The 22011-nt window shown below is 34.7% G+C and carries 22 protein-coding genes; 15 read left to right on the top strand and 7 right to left on the bottom strand.

Annotation, left to right across the window (positions count from 1 at the left end; all coding sequences use genetic code 11):
• Positions 1-141 precede the first annotated feature (141 nt).
• The 4 genes from H280_RS0108225 to H280_RS0108210 all read left to right on the top strand — a co-directional run bounded on the left by H280_RS0108225 (position 142) and on the right by H280_RS0108210 (position 6162).
• Positions 142-1902 (top strand): sigma-54-dependent Fis family transcriptional regulator, encoded by a 1761-nt coding sequence (locus H280_RS0108225; protein WP_020060642.1) that lies wholly within the window; start codon positions 142-144, stop codon positions 1900-1902.
• Positions 1903-2040: 138 nt separating this feature from the next.
• On the top strand, positions 2041-3750 hold the full coding sequence (locus H280_RS0108220) for an acyl-CoA dehydrogenase family protein (protein WP_020060641.1): 1710 nt from the start codon (positions 2041-2043) through the stop codon (positions 3748-3750).
• Between the two features lie 16 nt (positions 3751-3766).
• A complete protein-coding gene (locus H280_RS0108215; protein WP_020060640.1) occupies positions 3767-4657 on the top strand; it encodes an NAD(P)-dependent oxidoreductase in 891 nt (296 codons plus the stop codon).
• A gap of 44 nt (positions 4658-4701) precedes the next feature.
• Positions 4702-6162 (top strand): CoA-acylating methylmalonate-semialdehyde dehydrogenase, encoded by a 1461-nt coding sequence (locus tag H280_RS0108210; protein ID WP_020060639.1) that lies wholly within the window; start codon positions 4702-4704, stop codon positions 6160-6162.
• An 82-nt stretch (positions 6163-6244) separates the two neighbouring features.
• Here the strand turns inward: H280_RS0108210 and H280_RS0108205 are convergent, their stop codons facing one another.
• Positions 6245-7297 (bottom strand): enoyl-CoA hydratase/isomerase family protein, encoded by a 1053-nt coding sequence (locus H280_RS0108205; protein WP_020060638.1) that lies wholly within the window; start codon positions 7295-7297, stop codon positions 6245-6247.
• Positions 7298-8009: 712 nt separating this feature from the next.
• On the opposite strand from H280_RS0108205, the gene H280_RS0108200 reads away from it, so the two are divergent.
• The 4 genes from H280_RS0108200 (at position 8010) to H280_RS0108185 (ending at position 13054) form a co-directional block, all read left to right on the top strand.
• Positions 8010-8270, top strand: coding sequence for a hypothetical protein (locus H280_RS0108200; protein WP_020060637.1), 261 nt, complete (start codon positions 8010-8012; stop codon positions 8268-8270).
• Between the two features lie 277 nt (positions 8271-8547).
• Positions 8548-8787 carry a DUF2584 family protein gene (locus tag H280_RS0108195; protein ID WP_020060636.1) on the top strand — a complete coding sequence of 80 codons (240 nt, stop codon included), beginning with the start codon at positions 8548-8550 and terminating at the stop codon, positions 8785-8787.
• 23 nt (positions 8788-8810) lie between these two features.
• Complete coding sequence (locus tag H280_RS0108190; RefSeq protein ID WP_020060635.1) at positions 8811-9968, top strand: exonuclease SbcCD subunit D; 1158 nt, start codon at positions 8811-8813, stop codon at positions 9966-9968.
• Positions 9965-13054: an AAA family ATPase gene (locus H280_RS0108185; RefSeq protein WP_020060634.1), complete on the top strand. Its 3090-nt coding sequence runs from the start codon at positions 9965-9967 to the stop codon at positions 13052-13054. Before H280_RS0108190 ends, H280_RS0108185 begins: the two co-directional genes overlap by 4 nt.
• A 113-nt stretch (positions 13055-13167) precedes the next feature.
• On the opposite strand, the gene H280_RS0108180 is transcribed toward H280_RS0108185, so the two are convergent.
• On the bottom strand, positions 13168-13770 hold the full coding sequence (locus H280_RS0108180) for an excalibur calcium-binding domain-containing protein (RefSeq protein ID WP_020060633.1): 603 nt from the start codon (positions 13768-13770) through the stop codon (positions 13168-13170).
• A gap of 429 nt (positions 13771-14199) precedes the next feature.
• On the opposite strand from H280_RS0108180, the gene H280_RS26730 reads away from it, so the two are divergent.
• Positions 14200-14334 (top strand): hypothetical protein, encoded by a 135-nt coding sequence (locus H280_RS26730; RefSeq protein WP_269208742.1) that lies wholly within the window; start codon positions 14200-14202, stop codon positions 14332-14334.
• Between the two features lie 51 nt (positions 14335-14385).
• On the opposite strand, the gene H280_RS0108175 is transcribed toward H280_RS26730, so the two are convergent.
• The 3 genes from H280_RS0108175 to H280_RS0108165 form a co-directional block, all read right to left on the bottom strand.
• On the bottom strand, positions 14386-14682 hold the full coding sequence (locus tag H280_RS0108175; RefSeq protein WP_020060632.1) for a hypothetical protein: 297 nt from the start codon (positions 14680-14682) through the stop codon (positions 14386-14388).
• A gap of 120 nt (positions 14683-14802) precedes the next feature.
• Complete coding sequence (locus H280_RS0108170) at positions 14803-15324, bottom strand: hypothetical protein (protein WP_020060631.1); 522 nt, start codon at positions 15322-15324, stop codon at positions 14803-14805.
• Positions 15325-15364: 40 nt separating this feature from the next.
• On the bottom strand, positions 15365-15919 hold the full coding sequence (locus H280_RS0108165) for a GNAT family N-acetyltransferase (RefSeq protein ID WP_020060630.1): 555 nt from the start codon (positions 15917-15919) through the stop codon (positions 15365-15367).
• 399 nt (positions 15920-16318) lie between these two features.
• Between H280_RS0108165 and H280_RS0108160 the strand changes: the two genes are divergently transcribed.
• From H280_RS0108160 to H280_RS0108135, 6 genes are all read left to right on the top strand, one after another.
• Complete coding sequence (locus H280_RS0108160; RefSeq protein ID WP_020060629.1) at positions 16319-16855, top strand: DinB family protein; 537 nt, start codon at positions 16319-16321, stop codon at positions 16853-16855.
• A gap of 266 nt (positions 16856-17121) precedes the next feature.
• Complete coding sequence (locus H280_RS0108155; protein ID WP_051094761.1) at positions 17122-18174, top strand: metallophosphoesterase; 1053 nt, start codon at positions 17122-17124, stop codon at positions 18172-18174.
• Positions 18175-18313: 139 nt separating this feature from the next.
• The gene (locus H280_RS0108150; protein ID WP_020060627.1) at positions 18314-18889 is read left to right on the top strand and encodes a MarR family winged helix-turn-helix transcriptional regulator; all 576 of its coding nucleotides are present in this window, start codon (positions 18314-18316) and stop codon (positions 18887-18889) included.
• Positions 18886-19182, top strand: coding sequence for a UbiA family prenyltransferase (locus tag H280_RS0108145; RefSeq protein ID WP_020060626.1), 297 nt, complete (start codon positions 18886-18888; stop codon positions 19180-19182). Before H280_RS0108150 ends, H280_RS0108145 begins: the two co-directional genes overlap by 4 nt.
• A gap of 123 nt (positions 19183-19305) precedes the next feature.
• A complete protein-coding gene (locus H280_RS0108140; RefSeq protein ID WP_020060625.1) occupies positions 19306-19938 on the top strand; it encodes a YdbC family protein in 633 nt (210 codons plus the stop codon).
• A 31-nt stretch (positions 19939-19969) separates the two neighbouring features.
• A complete protein-coding gene (locus H280_RS0108135; RefSeq protein ID WP_020060624.1) occupies positions 19970-20377 on the top strand; it encodes an NUDIX hydrolase in 408 nt (135 codons plus the stop codon).
• Positions 20378-20621: 244 nt separating this feature from the next.
• Here H280_RS0108135 and H280_RS0108130 read toward each other — a convergent pair whose 3' ends face one another.
• Together H280_RS0108130 and H280_RS23315 are read right to left on the bottom strand one after the other, a co-directional pair.
• Positions 20622-21359 (bottom strand): ZIP family metal transporter, encoded by a 738-nt coding sequence (locus tag H280_RS0108130; RefSeq protein ID WP_020060623.1) that lies wholly within the window; start codon positions 21357-21359, stop codon positions 20622-20624.
• A 390-nt stretch (positions 21360-21749) separates the two neighbouring features.
• Positions 21750-22011, bottom strand: a 262-nt coding sequence (locus H280_RS23315; protein WP_020060526.1) for an IS30 family transposase, incomplete at its 5' end; no start/stop codon positions are given.

The following is a 22011-nucleotide window of genomic DNA, read 5'->3' as shown; positions in this document are numbered from 1 at the left end:
GTTTTTGACGAAAAGAAACGAAATCCTCGTTTGTGTAGTTGCATTTTATTATAATATTTTCCCCACGGTAGAAAAGCATTATCATGTTATGCAGATAGGAGAAGAGGAGTATAGACATTCTAAAGGAAGGGAAATTCAGTTATGATGGCTGCAAAATATGACTCTGTTCGAAATTGGATGAAGCAGGACCCGTACACTTTGAGGAAAGATGATACAATTCGAGAAGCATTACGAATACTAGCTGAATCAGAGAGCACAGAACTCCCTGTTTTAGAAAACAATCATGTGATTGGGGTTGTGAAACTAATTGATTGTGTAAAGTGGTTAGAGGATCATTCAGAGTGGGATGAACCGATTGTCACTATATTGAGACATTTTTTCTATAACGTAAGGGAAGAGTTTTCATTAAGTGAGTTAGAGAATATGCCACTTTACGTTACTTGCAAGGAAAACAGAGAGTTTAAAGGAGTGTTCAGTAATAAGGAATTATTAGCCTTTCATAAAGATTTGGTTCAAGAAAACGAATGTGCACATCAAATGATAGAGTGGTTTAAACTTTGTTTTGATACTGCATACGAAGGTATTGCAATTGTGGATGAAAATGGAGTTATCCAAATGTTCAATGAAACGTACAGTCGTTTTGTTGGTGTTACGAAGGAAGAAGCTATTGGGCAACACGCTGAAAATGTAATTGAGAATACGCGGCTTCCAGTTGTATTAAAAACAGGAGTACCAGAAAGAAATCAAGTGCACCGTCTGCAAGGACAGAATCTAGTTGTGCACCGGATGCCAATTTGGAAGCAAGGAAAAGTGATAGGTGCTGTAGGGATGCTTATTCATGAAGGGATTTCAGATGTTTATAAAATACTAGAACGATTTTATCAAAAGGATAGGGAAATCAAACCAACGTTTTCTAAACCGAAAAAGAAGCAGGTTCGATTTGAAGATATTCTTGGAGAAAGTCAAACAATTTCTGAAACGAAAAAAATGGCTCGAAAAGCAGCTGGATCAAAAGCATCTGTATTAATTACTGGAGAAAGCGGTGTTGGTAAAGAACAATTTGCACGCGCGATACATGATACCGGTATAACAAAGAACGGTCCATTTATTAGTGTGAACTGTGCTGCTATTCCTGATAATTTACTAGAATCTGAATTGTTTGGTTATGCAGAAGGTGCTTTTACAGGTGCGAAAAAGAATGGAAAGGCAGGGAAATTTGAACTTGCAAATCATGGAACAGTATTTTTAGACGAGATTGGCGATATGTCACTATTAACGCAAGTGAAAATTTTACGTGTTTTACAAGAAAGGGAAATAGAAAGAATAGGTGGTACACATCCAATTCCTGTTGATTTCAGGCTAATTACAGCGACAAATAAAGATTTAAAACAAATGGTTAGAGAAGGAACCTTTAGGGAGGATTTATATCATCGTCTTCATGTTATTCCGATTCATATTCCACCGCTTCGCTTTCGAAAACAAGATATACCACTCATTGTTGAGGAACATTTACAAAATTTATGTCAAATGTATGGTACTGAAGAAAAGACACTTGATAAAGAAGTATTACGCCTTATGTTCCATTATAATTGGCCGGGTAATGTTAGGGAATTAATCAATGTGTTAGAAAGGCTATTTGCACTATCAGATGATGCACATATACGGGCTAAGGATTTACCAGAAGAATTTTATTACCGGGATATGGAACAGAAGAAATTAGTACCTATGATTCAGTCTTTACCAGCAAAACAAGAAGCAATGAAAGTGGTACGTGAAGAGGAAGAAAGAGGATTAATTGAACGCGTTTTAAAAGAAGCAAAAGGAAATAAATCAAAAGCAGCGGCATTGTTAGGGATTTCTAGGGCGACCCTTTATAATAAATTGTCAAGATTAAAAATCTAAACAATTGTTATATCAAGTGTAAAACTGTCTAGACAGTTTTACGTTTTCTTTTCATTTTGCCCTTGTTCTATCAATTTTTAGATTGGCATAGATTTTGCATATAAATAAAATGAAGAACGAAATGATAGGGGGATACAGATGGAGAAAACAAAGTTGCAATGGGACGATTTTTTTTCGCTGAATCAGGAGCTTAATACAATCTTTTTTACACCTGAGGATTTTTCAGGTGATGAAGATTTAATCGCAAAAACAACAGAACAATTTGTGAAACAGGAAATTGTTCCTCAAATTGAAAATATCGAGCAGCACAATTATCAAGTTTCCCGCAGGTTGTTTGAAAAGGCTGGAGAACTTGGATTGTTGAGTATAGAGATTCCAGAAGAATATGGTGGATTTGAATTAGGGAAAGCAGTTTCTGGACTTGTGGCAGAAAAGATGGGATATGCAGGAGCCTTTAGTGTTTCCTTTAATATTCATGCTGGAGTAGGAACGCTGCCATATATATACTACGGAACAAAAGAGCAGAAGGAAAAATACTTACCTAAAATTGCATCAGGCGAATGGATTGGAGCTTATGCTTTAACAGAACCTAATGCTGGATCTGATGCATTAAGTGCAAAAACAAGTGCTGTCTTAAATGAAGAAGGAACAGCTTGGACATTAAATGGTGAAAAACAGTGGATTACCAATGCTCATATGGCTGACGTATATGTTGTTTTTGCGAAGACAAATAAAGGAATGACAGCATTTATTGTCGAAAGAACATGTGAAGGCGTTTCGATTGGCCCAGAAGAAAAGAAAATGGGTATTAAAGGTTCTTCAACTGCGACTCTGATTTTAGAGGATGTCGTCATACCTGCTGAAAATGTACTAGGGGAAGTAGGAAAGGGACATCACGTAGCTCTTAATATTCTCAATTTTGCTAGATTGAAACTTGCTTTCGGAAATATTGGAACAGCAAAACAGGCAATTGGCTTATCTGTTCAATACGGAAAAGAACGAAAACAGTTTCAAACAGAATTAGTTGATTTCACGATGATTCAAGAGAAAATTGCAAATATGATTATCGCTACATACGGTGCAGAGAGCGCAGCTTATCGAACAGCAGGCGTAATTGATGAAGCGATTCATGAGAGTGATGAAGGTATTATGCAGAAAATGTCTCAATTTGCAATGGAATGTGCAATCAACAAAGTGAATGCTTCAGAAACACTTGGAAACATTGTGGATGAAGCGGTGCAAATTCATGGTGGTTATGGTTATATGCAAGAATATGAAGTAGAACGATTATATCGTGATGCTAGAATTAGCCGTATATTTGAAGGAACGAATGAAATTAATCGCTTAACAGTTGCGAAAATGTTAATGAAACAAACGATACAACTAGGGGACAAAGTAGATGAAGACAAATTTGAAAATGTAGAACGAAATCATCGTTATATTTTATTATCGAAACAATTATTGAAGCAATCTTTGAAAACGCTATCTCAAACTCCTGAATTAAAAATCGAACAAGAACAAGAATATTCACGCGTGTTAGCAGACATGTTGAAAGATGTATATGTAATGGAATCGGCATTTTTACGTACAAAGAAAGCGATAAGTAAAAATGGTGAAGAAAAAGAATGTGCAAAACAGTTTATAACGGATGTGCTTTGTGAAGAAGGATATCGAAAAGTAGAATCAGCAGCAATTGTTCTTCTTTCTGCAGCGGTGCAAGAAGAGCAAATTAGAAACACTATTCTAGATGAAATTCATCAACTGTCAGTACCTCTATACACGAACTTGTTTACGAAAAAGCGAGAAATCGCAAAAACGATTATAAATCGCGGGAAATATATTGTTTAAATAGGAGGAGAGCGGTATGAAAAAGGTTGGTTTTATCGGCTTAGGTAATATGGGTCTTCCAATGTCTAAAAATTTATTAAAATCTAACTATTCTGTATATGGAGTTGATTTAAATAAAGAGGCTGAAGCTTCCTTTGAGAAAGAAGGAGGAATCATTGGCTTATCAATTGCAAAATTAGCAGAAACATGTGATTTGATTTTTACAAGTTTACCGTCACCGCGAGCTGTTGAAGCTGTTTATTTTGGAGAAGAAGGTTTAATTGAGAATAGTCATTCGAATGTGGTTTTAATTGATACAAGCACAGTAGCTCCGCAATTAAATAAAAAGCTTGCGGATGCTGCGAAGAATAAAAAAGTCGATTTCTTGGCTGCACCGGTTAGCGGTGGAGTGATTGGCGCGGAAAACCGCACATTAACTTTTATGGTTGGTGGACCAAAAGAAGTATATGAAAAAGGTTTACCAGTGATGGAAGTATTGGGAGCAAATATATTTCATGTGAGTGAGAAAATTGATAGTGGTACGACTGTAAAATTGATTAATAACTTATTAATTGGTTTTTATACAGCGGGTGTTAGTGAAGCTCTGACATTAGCAAAGAAAAACAATATGGATTTAGATAAAATGTTTGATATTTTAAATGTGAGTTATGGACAAAGTAGAATTTATGAGCGCAATTATAAAAGCTTTATTGCGCCAGAAAACTATGAACCAGGATTTACTGTAAATCTACTAAAGAAAGACTTAGGATTTGCAGTTGATTTAGCAAAAGAAAGTGAGCTTCACTTACCAGTAAGTGAAATGCTTTTGAATTTGTATGATGAAGCTGGTAAAGCAGGATATGGTGAAAAAGACATGGCTGCTTTATATCAAAAGGTAAGTGAACAATCAATCTCTAGTCATAAATAGCAATGAATACTAGCAAATATAAAAAATGAAAAGGAGCGAATACAATGATTACAACAGAAATTAAACGTGTGAAAAATCATATTAATGGTGAATGGGTAGAATCTACCGGCACAGAAGTGGAAGCTGTTCCGAATCCTGCGACTGGGAAAATAATTGCTTATGTTCCACTTTCTCCAAAAGAAGATGTGGATCGTGCTGTTGAAGCTGCAAAAGCAGCATATGAAACATGGTCTAAAGTACCAGTTCCAAATCGCTCAAGACAGTTATATAAATATTTACAACTTTTACAAGAAAATAAAGATGAACTTGCAAAAATTATTACATTAGAAAATGGTAAAACATTAAAAGATGCAACTGGCGAAGTGCAGCGAGGAATTGAAGCTGTAGAACTGGCAACATCAACACCAAATTTAATGATGGGGCAAGCGCTTCCGAATATTGCAGGTGGAATTGATGGTTCAATTTGGAGATACCCAATTGGAGTTGTTGCTGGTATTACTCCGTTCAACTTCCCAATGATGATTCCACTATGGATGTTCCCATTAGCAATCGCTTGCGGTAATACATTTGTATTAAAGACATCTGAAAGAACGCCGCTTTTAGCAGAAAAACTAGTAGAATTATTCTATGAAGCGGGCTTCCCAAATGGGGTTTTAAACTTAGTACAAGGTGGAAAAGATGTTGTAAATAGCATTTTAGAAAATAAAGATATTCAAGCTGTTTCATTTGTTGGATCTGAGCCAGTTGCACGCTATGTATACGAAACAGGAACAAAATATGGAAAACGAGTACAAGCACTTGCAGGAGCGAAAAACCATGCAATTGTTATGCCGGACTGTAATATTGAAAAGACAGTACAAGGTGTCATTGGTTCTGCATTTGCGAGCAGTGGAGAGCGCTGCATGGCATGTTCTGTTGTAGCGGTAGTTGATGAAATTGCTGATGAATTCATTGATGTTCTTGTATCAGAAACGCGTAAATTAAAAGTCGGTGATGGTTTTCATGAAGAGAATTATGTAGGGCCATTAATTCGTGAATCTCATAAAGAGCGTGTACTAGGCTATATTAATAGCGGTGTAGCAGATGGAGCTACTTTATTAGTAGATGGCCGTAAAATTAATGAAGAAGTAGGGGAAGGGTATTTCGTTGGAGCAACAATCTTTGATGGTGTGAATCAAGATATGAAAATTTGGCAAGATGAAATTTTTGCTCCAGTATTAAGCATTGTGAGAGTGAAGGATTTAGAAGAAGGGATTAAGCTTACAAACCAATCAAAATTTGCAAATGGTGCAGTCGTTTATACGTCAAGTGGTAAACACGCACAAACATTCCGTGATAATATCGATGCAGGGATGATTGGCGTAAACGTAAACGTTCCAGCTCCAATGGCATTTTTCGCATTTGCAGGAAATAAAGCTTCTTTCTACGGTGACCTAGGTACAAATGGGAAAGATGGTGTACAATTTTATACACGTAAAAAAGTAGTGACAGAACGTTGGTTTTAAGGGGAATGTAAAAAAGTGTCCATTGTATTGGACACTTTTTTATTGGAAAAATGTTTAATGCTAGAAATTCAATCTGCTATTATTAGCTTCTTATAAGATGGAAAAAGTTAGTTACCACTTCGTCCGAAACATTTTCTAAATGTTTATATTTATATTGTGGATTCTGGTCCTTATCAATGACAACAGAACGTATTCCTTCGAAAAAGTCTTCGTGTTTCAGAAAATTTTTAGCGAGCACAAGATCAGTAGCAAAGCACTCTTCTAATGTTTTTTCTTTTCCATCAATAAATTGTTTTAAAGTTATTTTTAGGGAGAAAGGTGATTTTGATAACATTGTTTCTTTTGTTTGAGTTGCAAAAGGACTCGCATCTTTTTCTAAAGAATCGATAATTTCTTCGACAGTGCGAAAAGAAAAGTGCTTATCAATCTCTGTTTGGAATGACGAAAGTTCACTCTCGGTAACAAGAACTTCTGAATAATCATTGATTAGCTCTGTTAATGCTGTATGTATGTCTTTTGTATGCCAATCTATTTGTTCAATGTGATTAAGAAAGGCATTTAATTTTTCACTAGAGATATAAAAATCAGCAGCATTGATATATAGTGCATCAGGTGCTTTAATGACAGAAGCTGTTAATGCTAAGTAACGTCCGATATAGCCCGGCGCTTTATTTAAGAAATAAGCAGATCCGACATCAGGAAAAAACCCGATATTCATTTCTGGCATAGCCCACTTTGTTCGCTCAGTTACAATTCGATGACTAGCTCCGTAAGTAAGTCCAACACCTCCGCCCATAACAAAGCCATCTAAACAAGCGATAATTGGTTTAGAAAATTTATAAACGAGCATATCTAATTGGAATTCATCCTCAAAAAATTGCTCCGCTTTTTGCATGGCAGAGTCATGTAAACGAGCTTCATAAAGAGTCTTAATGTCACCGCCGGCACAAAGTCCTTTCGTACCTGCGCCTTTTATAATGACAAGATGAATTTGATTATCCATTTCCCATTCTTTCAATTTTTGCGTCATTGGTCCTATCATTTCATAAGAAATGGAGTTTAATGCTTTTGGGCGATTTAATGTAATTGTAGCTACGCCATTTTTGTTAACTGAAAATAGAACTTGGTCAGTCATAGTATATCCTCCTCTATCATTCTCTGTTTGTTTTCACAAGTTGTGTCAGTGTCTAGGAAAATAGACTTTTTGTAAAAAGACAGAGAAAGTGCATTTTTATATATAAACTTCTTGTTTTTTTTCTTTAATCCTGCAATATCACATGTCTTTCTTTGTTTTAAAATGAAGAGCAAATGAATATACTGTAGAAAATAGACATGATCTTTACTTGTCATGCATTTTTTTGTGTTTTTTGGAGAAAGAGGGAAATATTCTTTATATTAATGAATAAAGAGTAAAAGTGCCGCATATTTTGGCGAGATATTTTGGAAGGATTTTATAAAAGAAAAATGAATATTAAACTTCTAACGATGAATTGATATCATTCACAAATGTGATTATAAAACTTATGATTTGAAATTTTTCATAATAAAGGTTTTAATCAATAGATATATAAGTACAAATTGAAAAAATGACATAAAAACCACTTTTTTAGGGGAGGAGAACAGAGCAACTGGCCATGCATAGAGGCGGTCAGTGCCTTTTCCTGCCACGTGCAAAGGTAGAAAGCAAGTAGCGGCCGTGTTTTATTCTGCATAGTAGCGACTTATACGTTAAAAAAACAACTTGTATTTATATATAACAAGTTTTCTATATTTTAGCGTTATGTATATTTAAATATAAAATATTTAATTGTACGTGGCCTAAGAAAGTAAAGGAAGGGGAGATTGGAATGCCAGGGATTTTGCTATTATCGGTCATTATTTTGTCTTTTCTTATGGTTGGTTTAACTTTTTATTTCCATCTAGAAGATCCAGAGCAGGATACGGTGCAAGATAAAGTACGATTGGTATTTCCAATTTTCATTTTAACAATTGCGATTAGCTTTTCATTAACTGAAAATAATTACGTTGCAATACTTTCATGGCTTTTTATGACAGTATTACTATTCATTGTGTTGTACGTTGTGATGAAGGATTATTTACAAAAATAAAAGTGTCGTTTACGGCACTTTTATTTTAAAGTAATATTTAATTTCACATACCGTAATAAGAAGAAATAAAAAAATCAATAGTAGTAAATCTCTTAGGCATTTAAAACAGTAAAGTTTCACTTTATATTCTGTTGTTACTTTTCTCATACTATAAATAATGACAGAAGCTGAATGATTTTTTATTAGGGAAGTTATACCTTTCTCATTCATTCTCTTGTCAATCAGTAATGCCCGCTATACTATTAAAATAGAGACATAAAAAAAGGGGTGTTTTTGCATGAAGTTTGAAATGCATACAAAGATTATTGTAAATGAAACTGAGAAACGATTACATACAGAAGATAATATATTTCAATTAACGTTAGAAGGATATCATTTATTTGTAGTGGATGAAATAATGCCGGTGTATAAAACAAGACAAGAGCTTGTTGGAAGTGCCGTTGTTAAGAAAGTAGAATGGACAGAGGGAAGAACGACGCTTTTATATCAACTTATTTCACTTCAATCTGTGAATTAAATAGAAGAGAAAGGAAGGAAAAGATGAAATTTTTTCATACAGCCGATTGGCATTTAGGAAAGCTTGTACATGGTGTTTATATGACAGAAGATCAGCGCTATGTTTTAGAACAATTTATACAAGCAGTTAAAGAAGAAAAACCAGATGCTGTCATAATTGCAGGAGACTTATATGATCGTGCCATCCCTCCGACAGAGGCGGTAGATTTATTAAATGAAACATTACAAAAAATCGTAATTGAATTACAAACACCAGTACTAGCGATTGCGGGAAATCATGATAGTCCAGATCGTATTCATTTTGGAAGTAGTTTAATGAAGAAGCAAGGCTTACACATTGTCGGACAATTTCAATATCCATATGAGCCGGTTGTTATGCACGATGAATATGGAGAAGTACATTTTCATTTAGTTCCATATGTCGATCCAAGCATTGTTCGTCACGTTATAAAAAATGAGGACATTCGTAGTCATGACGATGCAATGCGTATTTTTATGAATGAGTTATCAGAAAGTATGGATAAAGAAGTGCGTCATGTCTTTGTTGGACATGCTTTTGTAACTTCATCAGGGGAAGCAGAAGAAAATACAAGTGATGCTGAAAGGCCATTATCTATTGGCGGAGCAGAATATGTAAACAGTCATTATTTTGACGCTTTTCATTACACAGCGCTTGGTCATCTGCACCAGGCACATTACGTACGAAATGAAACAATTCGCTATGCAGGTTCACCGCTCGCTTATTCTATTTCAGAAGAGCATCATAAAAAAGGGTTTTACATTGTTGAATTAAACGAAGTAGGACAAGTAACACTTGAAAAACGATCATTAACACCAAAGCGTAAAATGAGAACGGTTGAGGCAAAAATTGATGAATTGCTGCGACACCCTGTTTCCGAAGACTATGTATTTGTAAAGTTATTAGATGAAAATCCTGTATTGCAACCAATGGAAAAGATTCGTTCTGTATATCCGAATGCAATGCACGTAGAGCGTGTTATTCAAAGAAAAGAATTAGCGAATGAAAACATTGCAGTCACTTCACGTCATAAAATGGATGATCTTTCCCTTGTGAAAGCTTTTTACAAAGAAATGAAAGGAACGGAGTTATCAGAGGAAAAAGAACGTCTCTTCTTAGAAGTATTAAAAACAGTCCATGAACGAGAGGGGGAGAGAGCATGAGACCTATCAAACTTATTATGACAGCGCTTGGTCCATATAAACAACAAGAAACAATTGATTTTGAAGAACTAGGCGAACACCGTATTTTTGCGATTTCTGGAAATACAGGTGCGGGAAAAACAACGATTTTTGATGCGATTTGTTACGCATTATACGGAGAAGCAAGCGGAGAAGAACGTAATGATACGAATATGCTTCGTAGTCAATTTGCTGATGATAACGTATATACAAACGTTGAATTATTATTTCAATTAAAAGAAAAAACGTATTGTATAAAACGTCAACTTGGTCATAAAAAGCAAGGGAATAAAACGATTACGGGCCATGCGATTGAATTTTATGAAGTTGCTGGTGATGAACAGATTCCATGTGTAGATCGCTTCCATGTGACGGATGTAAACAAAAAAGTGGAAGATTTAATTGGTCTTAGTAAGCATCAATTTAGTCAAATTGTGATGCTCCCACAAGGTGAATTTCGTAAACTGTTAACATCTGAAACAGAAAATAAAGAGGAAATTTTACGCCGCATTTTTAAAACAGATCGATATAAGTTAATGAGAGAGTTATTAGATCAAAAGCGTAAAGAATGGAAAGATGTTCTGCAAGAAAAGCAAAAAGAACGAGAATTGTACTTTCGTAACGTTTTCAAACTTCCTGTGCGAGATGGTGCACTACTTGAAATATTAGCAAATCAAGAACACGTGAATACACATCAAGTAGTAGAAGCGCTTCAACAAGAAATTGATTTTTATGAAAAACAAGCAAAGCAATTAGAACAACAAGAATCCATTCAGTTAAAGCAATTAAAAGAAGCGGAAACCGGTTATCATGAGGCGAAAGCTTTGAATGATAGATTACAAGATTTGCAAACAAAACAAAATCGTTATGATTTATTAGGACAAGAACGTTCTTCTATTGAAATGAAAGAACAACAATTTAAACAAGCCGAGCAAGCAAACCGATTATTACCGTTTGAACAATGGTATGATGAAGCAGTTCAAAGTGCAGAGCAAGCTGAGCAATATATGAAGCAAATGGCTGGCAAACAAGAACAGCTAGTATTAGCTTATGAACGTGCAAAGCAGCAGTACGAACAAGAAAAAAACAATGAAACGGTCCGTGAAGAAACGAAGCGAAACATTCAAATGTTAGAAGAATTAAAAGAAGTAATTGCAACATTTGCTGATAAGAAAATAAAATTAGCAGCGGCAGAAAAACAAATGAAGCAATTTAAGCATGAGATAAGTAAATTAGAGGAGCAGCAAGAATTCAGTAGTGCACAAAAACAACAGCTTGCCAGTAAGCTAAAACAGATGGAACAAGCACTTGAGCAATATATAACAAAAGCGGAGCAGTTAAGCCGTATGCGTGAAGATGCAAAAGTATTAAAAGATACTTACCAAGTGTGGCAAGAAGTGCAAAAGTATGAGGAGGAAAGAAAGGTTACCTTAAAGCAGATGAATACTGCTCAGCAAGCATATGAAACTTTGGAGAAATCATGGTTAAGTGAACAAGCTGGCCAGTTAGCAATTCATTTACATGATGGTAAACCTTGCCCAGTTTGTGGCAGTACTGCTCATCCCAATAAAGCGACTGAACAAGAATTATCTGTTGATGAAGAACAGTTAAATAACCTTCGTGAACAAAAAGCACAGACTGAAAAGCAATTTGTTCAAATGGAAGAAAAATGTAATTTTTATAAAAGACAATATGAAGAACTATGTAAAGAAGTGCAGAGTCGCGGATACGCTGCAATAGAGCTTGGAGATGTGTATCAAACATTAATCCAGCAAGGAAAACAACTTGCTGCAGAAGTAAACGAGTTAAAGTCGACTGAAGAAGAACGGAAACAATTATCGCCACAGCTACAAAAGCTAGACGAACAATTAGATAAATTGCAGGAGACTAAACGTGAAGTAGAAGGGAAATTGCATCGCTCTGAAATGGAATTGATTCAACTGCGAACAGCGTATGAAAATGATAAAGAAAAAATTCCAGCAGAGATGCAAACATTAGAAGCATGGCAACAAGCGTGTGAAACGAAAGCTTCTTTACTTCACAGTCTGCAAGAAGCATGGCAAAGAGCGCAAGATGAATTTCAGCGTTGTACGAGTGAAAAAATTCGCGTGGAAGAAGCATATAAAGCAGCGCAGCAACAATTTACACAAAGAACAAAGAAAAAAGAAGAACAGTATGTACGTTTCATGAAAGAACTTGAAGCAAGCGGCTTTGCAAGTCAGCAAGCATATACTGAGGCTAAATTATCTGACGCAGAGCGAATAAGCTTGCAACAACACATTCAATCGTATTACGGGGCGCTCGAAGTATTAACGAAACAAATTGAAGAATTAACAGAGGCGCTCAGTGGAAAAGAATGGACAGAGTTAACGCAAATAGAAGAACAGTTAAAAGAATTAGAAATTCAGCTTGATATTATTAAAGAACAACGTCAGCGTACGAACAGTGCCAATGAATATATTTCTGATCTGCATACAAATATTCGCCGCATTGATGAACAAATTTATGAAGAAGAAACAGCATTCCAAGAGCTTGTTGATTTATATGAAGTGATGAAAGGTGACAATGAAAGTCGCATTTCATTTGAGCGTTACATTTTAATAGAATATTTAGAGCAAATTGTTCAAGTAGCCAATGAACGACTTCGAAAACTATCGAACGGACAATTTTTCTTAAAACGAAGTGAACGGGTAGAAAAACGAAATCGACAAAGCGGTTTAGGATTAGATGTCTACGATGCCTATACAGGGCAAACACGTGATGTAAAAACATTATCCGGCGGCGAAAAATTTAACGCCTCCCTTTGCTTAGCACTTGGTATGGCTGATATCATCCAATCATACGAAGGCGGTATTTCAATTGAAACAATGTTCATTGACGAAGGCTTCGGTTCATTAGACGAAGAATCATTAACGAAAGCAGTAGATGCTTTAATTGATCTTCAAAAATCAGGACGCTTTATCGGTGTAATTTCGCACATACAAGAATTGAAGAGTGCAATGCCAGCAGTGCTGGAAGTAATGAAGCAGAAAGATGGATGTAGTAAGACGAGGTTTGTGGTGAAATAGAACAAGTATCTGATATTAATCAGAAGTTACAATTTTGATCATGCATTTCGAATAAGGTAAAGTGAATTTTGTAAATAAAAAGCCCTTCTCACATGAGAGGGCTTTACACTTAATTATTTATCACAAGCAATTCCATCACCATCTCGATCTAAGTTTGACGAATATGCTGGATGTCCTTTCGGAATATTTGAGAAACCAGCAGCTTTGGCTTCTTTACAACTTTTAAAGTTATAGTTACCTTGTGGTAAATTGTTATTAGGTTGTTGTTCAGCTTGAGCTTGTTGTTTCTTTTGTTCTTCCTGTTTTTTCTGCTCATCTTGTTGTTTTTTCAATTCCTCTTGTTTTCGCGCTTCTTCTTGTTTGCGTTGTTCTTCCTCTTGCTTACGTTTATCATCTTCTAATTTCTTTTGTTCTTCTAATTTTTTCTTTTCTTCTTCAGTATTTTTTTGACATTCTTTAGATTTTTCATCTAATTCCTTTTCTTTTTCTTTCAATTTTTTCTCAAGTTTGTTTAAGTCTTGCTCTTTCTTTTCTAATTCAGATTTTTGAGCGCTACTTGTGTTATTGTTACACGATGATAATAGAATCAAGAATAGGAATAATAATGTAATGATAACACGCACTGTTTTTGTGAAATGTTTATGTTTCCACATTAAAAATAAACCAACAGGAAAGAAGATGATTAAAAATAAAATAGTCCAAAATTTACTTTGCATTTTTGTCTCCCTCTAAAACTATGTATATATTACGATGTTTAGTATATCAGAAAAAATGCGGAATTTTACATAAAATTTCATTTGCAGGATTATTTTTGTCAGAAATAGCATTGAGCGTTCAAGAAAAATTGGTATGACTATTACTTTTTACCTTTTATAGTATTAATAAAAAAATATGATGAATTACATCTTCTCAACATCTAGCTACTAAAATTTTATATGTAACTAATCAAAGTAAATGGAGTAGGAACATATGCACGAAGTAATAGTGACAGAATAACAAGAATTAATATGACATGTTACAGAAGTGAAACGTGGTAACATGTCATATTAATTCAACAGTCATAAATCCATTGCTGGCTACACAGTATATTTTATTAAGTAAATTATGGTAGATTATTAATTGCTATTCTTGAAGAAATACTTTCGATGATAAGTGACGAAATTTCACAGAAACAGCATCATAATATTGTAGATAACGCGTCGTGGTTATTGCTAGACGGTAATCATGAGTTCCGCGGTATGATGAAGGAAGGAATAACGGCATTTATACATCATCTGTAGCTTTAGTATATGCGTAAAAGAAACCGCCTGTTAGGGCGGTTTCTTTTTGCGTTATTTTCTTAAAGCTTTACGTTTTCTTATTTTTTCTTTAATGTACACTACGTTTTTTATACCTAGACGAATTGAAGCGATGATAAGGTAAAGCATTACAAGAGAGTAGATGACAATCCAAATCGAATAAATATATGTATCTTGGAATCCATTTTCACCAAGCCAGTGAGTGACTAGCATTCCACCAAAATAAGCCGGAATCATTAGCAAGCTTACATCTCTCGGATCGGTTGCAAGATAAATCATAAAAAATAGAAAAGCAAGGGCTCCTATTGTGTTTATATGATCAAAAATCATTATTCAAAATCACCTTTCTTAAACCAGTATGCCTATATTCATTATACTAAAAAACGGTAATTTTCTCCAAATAAATAGAACGATTTATTCAGCGTTCAACCAGGTGGCTTATGTTTTACTTTAATCAAAGCTATTTTTAGGTATGAAAGAAATAATACTTATTACTAATGCGATCAGAAATATTGGTAGTAATATATATAGCGTTACCTTAGTTATGTATGAGTCATAATGAAATAGGTACCAAAACATAGGCATGTCCCAATAAGAAACTTTTAAAACTGCCACGGTATTTTCACCACTTGTTTCGTTACGTGTTGTACCTATAACCTTTCCGTATACAGTAAAACACCCTATGTACGCTGGATCAGCAACATGACGGAACGGGGTGTCGCCCTTTAATTCAATGTCTCTAGAATCTACATTCGGATATGTATCTTTCACTTTTTCTTTTAAAATAGCTAAATCATTTTCACTTATTCTTTGAGGTGCTCCTGTTGTAGCTTGTGAGTATACGTGTAATTTTATATCATCTTTTTGAATGGCAGTTCTACCTACAATTCTATTAGGAGAAAATATAAGAAATAAAACGTGAAGAATAAAAAACATTATATACACTTTAGAGTATTTTTTTAGCTTATTCAAATTGAATCTCTCCATAAAAAGTAATAGGGATAAGGAAATTTCATCTAGGAAAATATAACGCTTGGAATTCGTCTTTTGTAATTCCAAAATAGATTTCATCATAGAATGTTCCATTTGTATAAATCATATTTCTTAAGCGGCCTTCCTCAACAAATTGCAGCTTTCGATGAAGGTTGATAGAAGCCGTATTAAATGAATATACTTGAATAGTTGCTTTTTGATATCTAAGCTCGAAGAAGTAATGTTTTAGTATCGTTATAATCATATCTTTTGCATAGCCGTTTCCTCTATGAGGAGGGAATACAGAAATACCGTAATCGAATGTCCCATTTTTAGAATCGCAATTACTGACGTCAATTGTTCCGATTATGTTTTTATTATGATCTTCGGCAATCCAATAAAAATCATCACAGTCAGTAGAAGAACCTTTTGAGATGTCAGCCATCCACTCTTCGATTTGTTCATTTGTACGTGGGAAAGCAATGGAATCGAGGTTTTTAAGTATTTCGTCATCTAAGTCTTCGAATAAATAAATATCTTCTTTTTGAGGTGCTCTTAATCGTACCTTATTACCGCTCCAATATGATACTTTCATTATTTCCATCTCTCTTTCTAGTTATATAAGTATAGTTAAATTATACCGTTTGTGTAGTTTTATGTATATTGAATAAAAAAGCAAAAGGACCTGCGTCCGAAACAGGTCCTTTCGTTAGATAATGAAACTCGTTAGGAGCTCACCTATTATGTTAGCAGTTGATAGTAGAGCAGTCTATATGTCAAGGGTTGAGAAAGTTTTTTGTAGGGTGATTGAATTTCAAGATTAGAAGCGGAGAATGCCCAACTTACTTATTGATCTGTTTTAATTTTACAATATATAAATCACTCAATTATTTAACTTATAGATAGGATGAATTACTTTTTTTTTTGGAATTTTAATTTTTCGGACTAATATGATAATATTTATAATAAAGCTAAAATAAGAAGGATGGTAGAAATGAAAAAGAGACTGGAAGAGAATGAATATAACCCGTATTATTCAACGTATATAAACTTATTGCCAGAGGGAGATATTATACATATTTTAGAAGAACAACTGGAAGAGACAAACCTCTTATTGAAAGATCTTTCTGATTGTGAGGGACTTTTTCGGTACGCTCCTAATAAGTGGAGCATAAAAGAAGTAATCGGTCATATTGCGGATACTGAACGGATTATGGCATATCGACTTCTTTCAATAGCGAGAGGTGAAACGGCGTTACTTCCCGGATACGACGATGATGCGTATGTACTTAGAGCAGCATTTGATAAGCAATCTATGCAAGATCTTCTGGCAAACTTAATGGTTGTTCGTCAATCAACTTTGTATTTACTTAAAAGTCTAGATGAAGAAGCTTGGTCACAAAAAGGGGTTGCGAATAACTCTGAAGTCACTGTTCGAGCTGTGGCATGCATTATTGCTGGTCATGAGCTTCATCATCGTAAAATTATAAAAGAACGTTATTTGAGTTCTGTTGCTTATCCATCCAGTTGAAATATGAAATAAAAAAGAGATTGATTCATAAAAATGATGAATCAATCTCTTTTTGTTTAACGGTGTATTAGTGGCATTATAAAAATTTTTGTGTCAAAATAAAATTCTTAACGGTTTTAAGAGATATTTGTTATATTTAGTGTAATTTGTTATAATTAGTGTAGTGTATAAGTGTTTGAAATGAAAATTTGTAAAAGAGGAGGCATATTTTGAAAACGAGAAATGTAGTAAATATTTTTATTTTATTTACTTTATATACGCTGTTAATGATTTACATTGGCTGGAACGGTTGGGTATGGATACATACGACTTTTCATATTCAATCTTGGGGATATTATGCGATTGTAGTTGCACTATTATCATACGCTTATATTCTAGATCGATTGATTAAGTTTGCTTCACCACTTAGAACGATTGGTTCTTATTGGTTTGCGGTTATCCAATATGCAGTCATACTATTACCAATAGCGGATATAGCGGTGCTAATTTTAAATTGGTTATCGTTTCCAAAAGAACAATCTATTTTTTGGACTGGAATGATTGTTCTTACTACTTTTGTGTTTATTTTTGTTTATGGAACATTTAATGCGTATAGTCCAGTCATCCGAAAATACGAGATTCATGTACCTAAAAAAGTGAGTAATCGTAAAACACTTCGAATTGCGATGGCTTCAGATATGCATTTTGGTAAGCTGTCTGGCTTATCTCATCTGAAAAGATTGGTTCATCATGTAAATCATATGAAACCGGATATTATACTTTTACCCGGAGATATTATTGATGATCATCCAGAGTATTTTATAAAAAAGAATATGGGACAAGTGATGAAGCAAATGCATGCTCCGCTTGGCGTATATGGGGTATTAGGAAATCATGAATATTACGGCGGAGCGATTCCTGAATTTTTGCAAGAAATGGATAAGATTGATATAAATATTTTATTAGATGAAGCTGTAAAAATAGAAGATTGCTTTTATATTGTAGGCAGAAGAGATAAGACGGACCGGGAGCGGAAAAGTTTCGAGGAATTAATGAGCGCTGTGGATAAGAGTCTTCTCGTCATCGCAATGGATCATCAGCCATTTGAGTTAAAGCAAGCCGCGGCAGCGGGTGTTGATGTATTATTATCGGGACATACGCATAGAGGACAAATGGCACCGAATCATATCATTACAAGAAGAATGTATGAATTAGATTGGGGTTATGTACAGAGACATACATTTCATGCGATTGTTTCTTCTGGATTTGGTTTTTGGGGACCACCGTTAAGACTTGGTAGCCGGTCAGAGATTATTGAAATAATACTTACATTTGATTAAGTAGCAAGGGAGAGATACCTTTGCTGCTTTTTTTATAATATGTAAAATCGTCTATATTAGTAACCATGTTGACGATCACACGGAAGAAGTGGTATTCTATATTTGTCAGCATGGTGACAAATATAGAAGGGAGTTACATATGGATATCAATCGCTTAATGAAAGAACTACATTTTATGCAACAAAGTTACGCTACTTTATTTTCGGTTGTCAATAAGGTGCAAACTAGTGGGGATGAGTATTTAGAGATATTAACGTCACGGCAACATATGGCTCTAATTGCGATTGCACATTTGCCGATTGAAAACACTACACTTATTAATATTGCTAAAAAGTTAGGTACAACAAAGCAGACTGCTAATAAGTTAATTACAGGCCTTGTGAAAAAAGGTTATGTTAAAACTGTGCCGAGTAAAATAGATAAACGTTCGATTAATATCGAGATTACCCCTGAAGGAAAAAAAGCGTTAATTACTTGTTCTGAAAAATCCACATATTTTTTAGCAGATATATTTCATAATTTCACAACTGATGAAATTGAAACGTTTTGGAGATTATTACAAAAACTCTATCGCTTCAACGGGGAAGAACAAGATGGCTTTGAAGAACAGGTAAATCTCAAAGTTGATGAGCAAATGCAATTAAACTTAGATAACTATCAGGAAAAAGTCATGGCAGAGTTTTCAAAACGCCGAAATGGAGGAACGGAGTTGTGAGTAAAGTTTATATGAGTAATGTCATTTATCAGAAAGTAAAAGAGACTGAGAATAAGATGAAAGAAAAAGTCTATTATGTAAAGAATACAGTCCAGCATTCTATTTCTCAGGCAAAAGACAAGTTTCACCGTAACAAGAGACGAAATCAGATAGGCTATTGTGTATCCATTGCTACTGCACTACTTATCATGGCGGTTTCTTGGCTGACCGCAACAAATTGGCTATTTTGGATAGGGGTAGTAAGTATTTTAAGTAATGCTTTATTGTATAGTATAAGCTTTATTAAAAGATAATTTTGTGGTAATAAAAAATGTAATTCTATTATTTCTAAAATTTTGATATTTCTATCAAACCCCTTTAAAATAAAAGTATTGATTTTTAATGAAGCTTTCACGGGAATTAAGGGGGAAATTTGTATGTTAATTAAATCTATTATTTGTAAAGTAAGCGACGAAAAAAAGGAATTATTTTCGGTTGCTCAAGAACAATGGAGCGAGTTGAAGGGATTAGATGGTTTTTACGGACAAATCGGGGGATGGGATGAATCAGAAGCTTGTATAGTTAGTTTATGGGAAAATATGAAGATGTACCAAAGTTTTATGAATGAATCACATGATAAGATTTTTAATGATAACAACCAAGAGAGTACGTTTACATCATGTGAAACAGAATTATATCAATCTTTATTTGGCATAACGGAGACTTCGTTTGTAGAAGTATTAGCACACAGTTCTTTTTTGCGAGTAGCAATTTGTGATGTAAAACAAGAGAGTGAAAGGAAATTTTTACATATGCAAGAAACGGTATGGAATCCAGGTTTGGCGAGAGCAGAAGGGATGCTGGGCGGTATTGTAGGGAAATCTCTTTCTTCTAATCGTTACATTGTTTTGTCGTTATGGAGAGATGCGAATTCTCACAAGCAGTATGTGAAAGAAATATTTCCGCAATTACTCCATACAACAAATTCATCTCAGCAAGTGTTACATCTGGAAGGGAAGCAGACAACACTTGTTAGTTCTTGGGCTGTATTACCTGTGCATTGTAAGTAGAGTTGGCAATTTGGCTAAAGGAGGAGTAGGTATGCCTTATCCGAAACACATTGTAAGTGCTGCAACAGTCGTGTTAAATGATAAAAATGAAATGTTACTTTTAAAAGGTCCAAAGCGAGGCTGGGAGCTTCCCGGTGGTCAAGTGGAAGAAGGAGAAGCAATCCCAAAGGGTGCTATTCGAGAAGCGAAAGAGGAAACTGGTATTGATATTGAAATTGTAAAGTACTGCGGAGTGTATCAAAATGTTTCACAGTGTATATGTAATCATTTGTTCGTCGGTAAGCCAATCGGAGGACAATTTACAACAAGTAGTGAAAGCTTAGAAGTTGGATATTTTTCAATTGAAGAAGCGCTGCAAATGGTAACATGGAAAAATTTCAAAGAGCGCATTTTACATTGTTTAGATGAAGACAGTCAGCCATTTATGGTGACTTTTTGAGATAATCAAGGATAAGAAAGAGGTTATTAAAGTACACCTTTTTTTGTATATGCCATACGAATTACTTGATTGACAACAGCAGGAAGTTGTTCCGCTGAACATGATACGTTGGTTATAAACGGCGACGTCAGCAAACATTCTTTCCAGCAACTTTTTTAAATATGGAATTTCCTCCTTACACACTGAGATGTTATTATGTTTTGGATAAAAAGGTGAAATATACAAATGGTAAGGGGGATTTCTTTTAATGATGACTTATAAAGGGCATAAAAACGATAATAAGTAAACATCCAAAAATAGTCCAAGAAAGAAAAGAGAGTAATGATAGGTTCTTTTTTGCTTTCCAAAGCATTTCATGGATTGTTACATACCCTAAAGAACCGATGGCGCTTCCCATTATTAAGCCGGGTAAATGAACAGTTTTACTGTTAATGATCATACCAAACGCAGTGCTTAAACCAAGAATGCTTGATAAAAAGAGGATGATTAAGATAAAAGGTATATATTTATGCTGTGTAAATAAGAAAGAGATAATTAAGGCAAGGCCTTCGGGAACATGATGAATAATAATGGCTAGTAAGAAAGGAAGAGTGGATTCATGATGCGTTGTAAAAGCAGTTCCTAACGCAAAACCGCTAGGTAGATTGTGAATAAAAATGGCAAAGGAAAGAAATAAAAAAGTTTGCCATGTTGGGTGATCATTTTTATGTATCATAAATTGATGACAGTAGCGATCTATTAAACGCATCATTAAAATTCCAATGGTACTACCGAGGAGGGGGCCGATTATTTCATAACTTGAAAATGTTTGTGGAATGATTTCAATTAATAACAATCCAAGTAGAATACCCCCGCAAAGAGCGTATAAGCGAAATGTTTGTTCTTCCATTATCCGTCTTGTTGCAAGTCCGACAATACCACCCAATAGCAACCCAACAAATGAAAAAAACGTAACAATTATCGGAAACCAAAGTCGCTCCATAACATCACACTCCATTTTTAACTGTCAATTTTAAGTAGTATCGTTCTTATTAATTAGAGATGAGAAGAAAAGCTTAGCGATTAAAATGTTACTCTATAACAACTTATTATGATCAGGAAGAGGTTAGTCCCAAAATTGAAGAGGGGGGAGTTATTCTTATAGATTTGGAGTCAAACTTGAAAGTATATAAATACAAATTGAAAAACTAACATAAAAACCCTTTTCTTTTTCGGTGGGAGAGAGCAACTGGCCATGCATAGAGGCGGTCAGTGCCTTTTCCTGCCACATGCAAAGTTTAAAATAAAGATAGACAGCAAGTAGCGGCCATGTTTTGTTCTGCATAGTAGCGACTTAGATGTTAAAAAGTTAATTTATATTTATGACGGTTTGTCAATCTAAGTGCGACAGCTCCTCCTGAAACGCTTCGTGGGCAGTTTTCCAACCTAAACATTTTCTTGGTCTTTGATTTATAAGAAGTAGTGCTCGATTTAATTGTTCTTGTGAAACAAGGCTCAAATCTGTTTTTTTCGGGTAAAACTCACGTAATAGACCATTTGCATTTTCGTTACTCCCACGTTGCCAGGAAGAATAAGGATCGGCAAAGAACACTGCGATTTCCAAATCTTTTTCTACACGTTGATAACACGAAAAT

The sequence above is a fragment of the Bacillus sp. 123MFChir2 genome, from assembly GCF_000383235.1.
Lineage (GTDB): Bacteria > Bacillota > Bacilli > Bacillales > Bacillaceae_G > Bacillus_A.
Note: the sequence above shows the minus strand (reverse complement) of the source record. Positions and strands in the feature narration are given on the sequence as shown.

What these genes read in the sequence shown, in the direction of transcription:
- H280_RS0108225 (WP_020060642.1), top strand. Translation starts at nt 142, where the DNA reads ATGATGGCTGCAAAATATGACTCTGTTCGAAATTGGATGAAGCAGGAC.
- H280_RS0108220 (WP_020060641.1), top strand. Translation starts at nt 2,041, where the DNA reads ATGGAGAAAACAAAGTTGCAATGGGACGATTTTTTTTCGCTGAATCAG.
- H280_RS0108215 (WP_020060640.1), top strand. Translation starts at nt 3,767, where the DNA reads ATGAAAAAGGTTGGTTTTATCGGCTTAGGTAATATGGGTCTTCCAATG.
- H280_RS0108210 (WP_020060639.1), top strand. Translation starts at nt 4,702, where the DNA reads ATGATTACAACAGAAATTAAACGTGTGAAAAATCATATTAATGGTGAA.
- H280_RS0108205 (WP_020060638.1), bottom strand. Translation starts at nt 7,297, where the DNA reads ATGACTGACCAAGTTCTATTTTCAGTTAACAAAAATGGCGTAGCTACA.
- H280_RS0108200 (WP_020060637.1), top strand. Translation starts at nt 8,010, where the DNA reads ATGCCAGGGATTTTGCTATTATCGGTCATTATTTTGTCTTTTCTTATG.
- H280_RS0108195 (WP_020060636.1), top strand. Translation starts at nt 8,548, where the DNA reads ATGAAGTTTGAAATGCATACAAAGATTATTGTAAATGAAACTGAGAAA.
- H280_RS0108190 (WP_020060635.1), top strand. Translation starts at nt 8,811, where the DNA reads ATGAAATTTTTTCATACAGCCGATTGGCATTTAGGAAAGCTTGTACAT.
- H280_RS0108185 (WP_020060634.1), top strand. Translation starts at nt 9,965, where the DNA reads ATGAGACCTATCAAACTTATTATGACAGCGCTTGGTCCATATAAACAA.
- H280_RS0108180 (WP_020060633.1), bottom strand. Translation starts at nt 13,770, where the DNA reads ATGCAAAGTAAATTTTGGACTATTTTATTTTTAATCATCTTCTTTCCT.
- H280_RS26730 (WP_269208742.1), top strand. Translation starts at nt 14,200, where the DNA reads ATGATAAGTGACGAAATTTCACAGAAACAGCATCATAATATTGTAGAT.
- H280_RS0108175 (WP_020060632.1), bottom strand. Translation starts at nt 14,682, where the DNA reads ATGATTTTTGATCATATAAACACAATAGGAGCCCTTGCTTTTCTATTT.
- H280_RS0108165 (WP_020060630.1), bottom strand. Translation starts at nt 15,919, where the DNA reads ATGAAAGTATCATATTGGAGCGGTAATAAGGTACGATTAAGAGCACCT.
- H280_RS0108160 (WP_020060629.1), top strand. Translation starts at nt 16,319, where the DNA reads ATGAAAAAGAGACTGGAAGAGAATGAATATAACCCGTATTATTCAACG.
- H280_RS0108155 (WP_051094761.1), top strand. Translation starts at nt 17,122, where the DNA reads ATGATTTACATTGGCTGGAACGGTTGGGTATGGATACATACGACTTTT.
- H280_RS0108150 (WP_020060627.1), top strand. Translation starts at nt 18,314, where the DNA reads ATGGATATCAATCGCTTAATGAAAGAACTACATTTTATGCAACAAAGT.
- H280_RS0108140 (WP_020060625.1), top strand. Translation starts at nt 19,306, where the DNA reads ATGTTAATTAAATCTATTATTTGTAAAGTAAGCGACGAAAAAAAGGAA.
- H280_RS0108135 (WP_020060624.1), top strand. Translation starts at nt 19,970, where the DNA reads ATGCCTTATCCGAAACACATTGTAAGTGCTGCAACAGTCGTGTTAAAT.
- H280_RS0108130 (WP_020060623.1), bottom strand. Translation starts at nt 21,359, where the DNA reads ATGGAGCGACTTTGGTTTCCGATAATTGTTACGTTTTTTTCATTTGTT.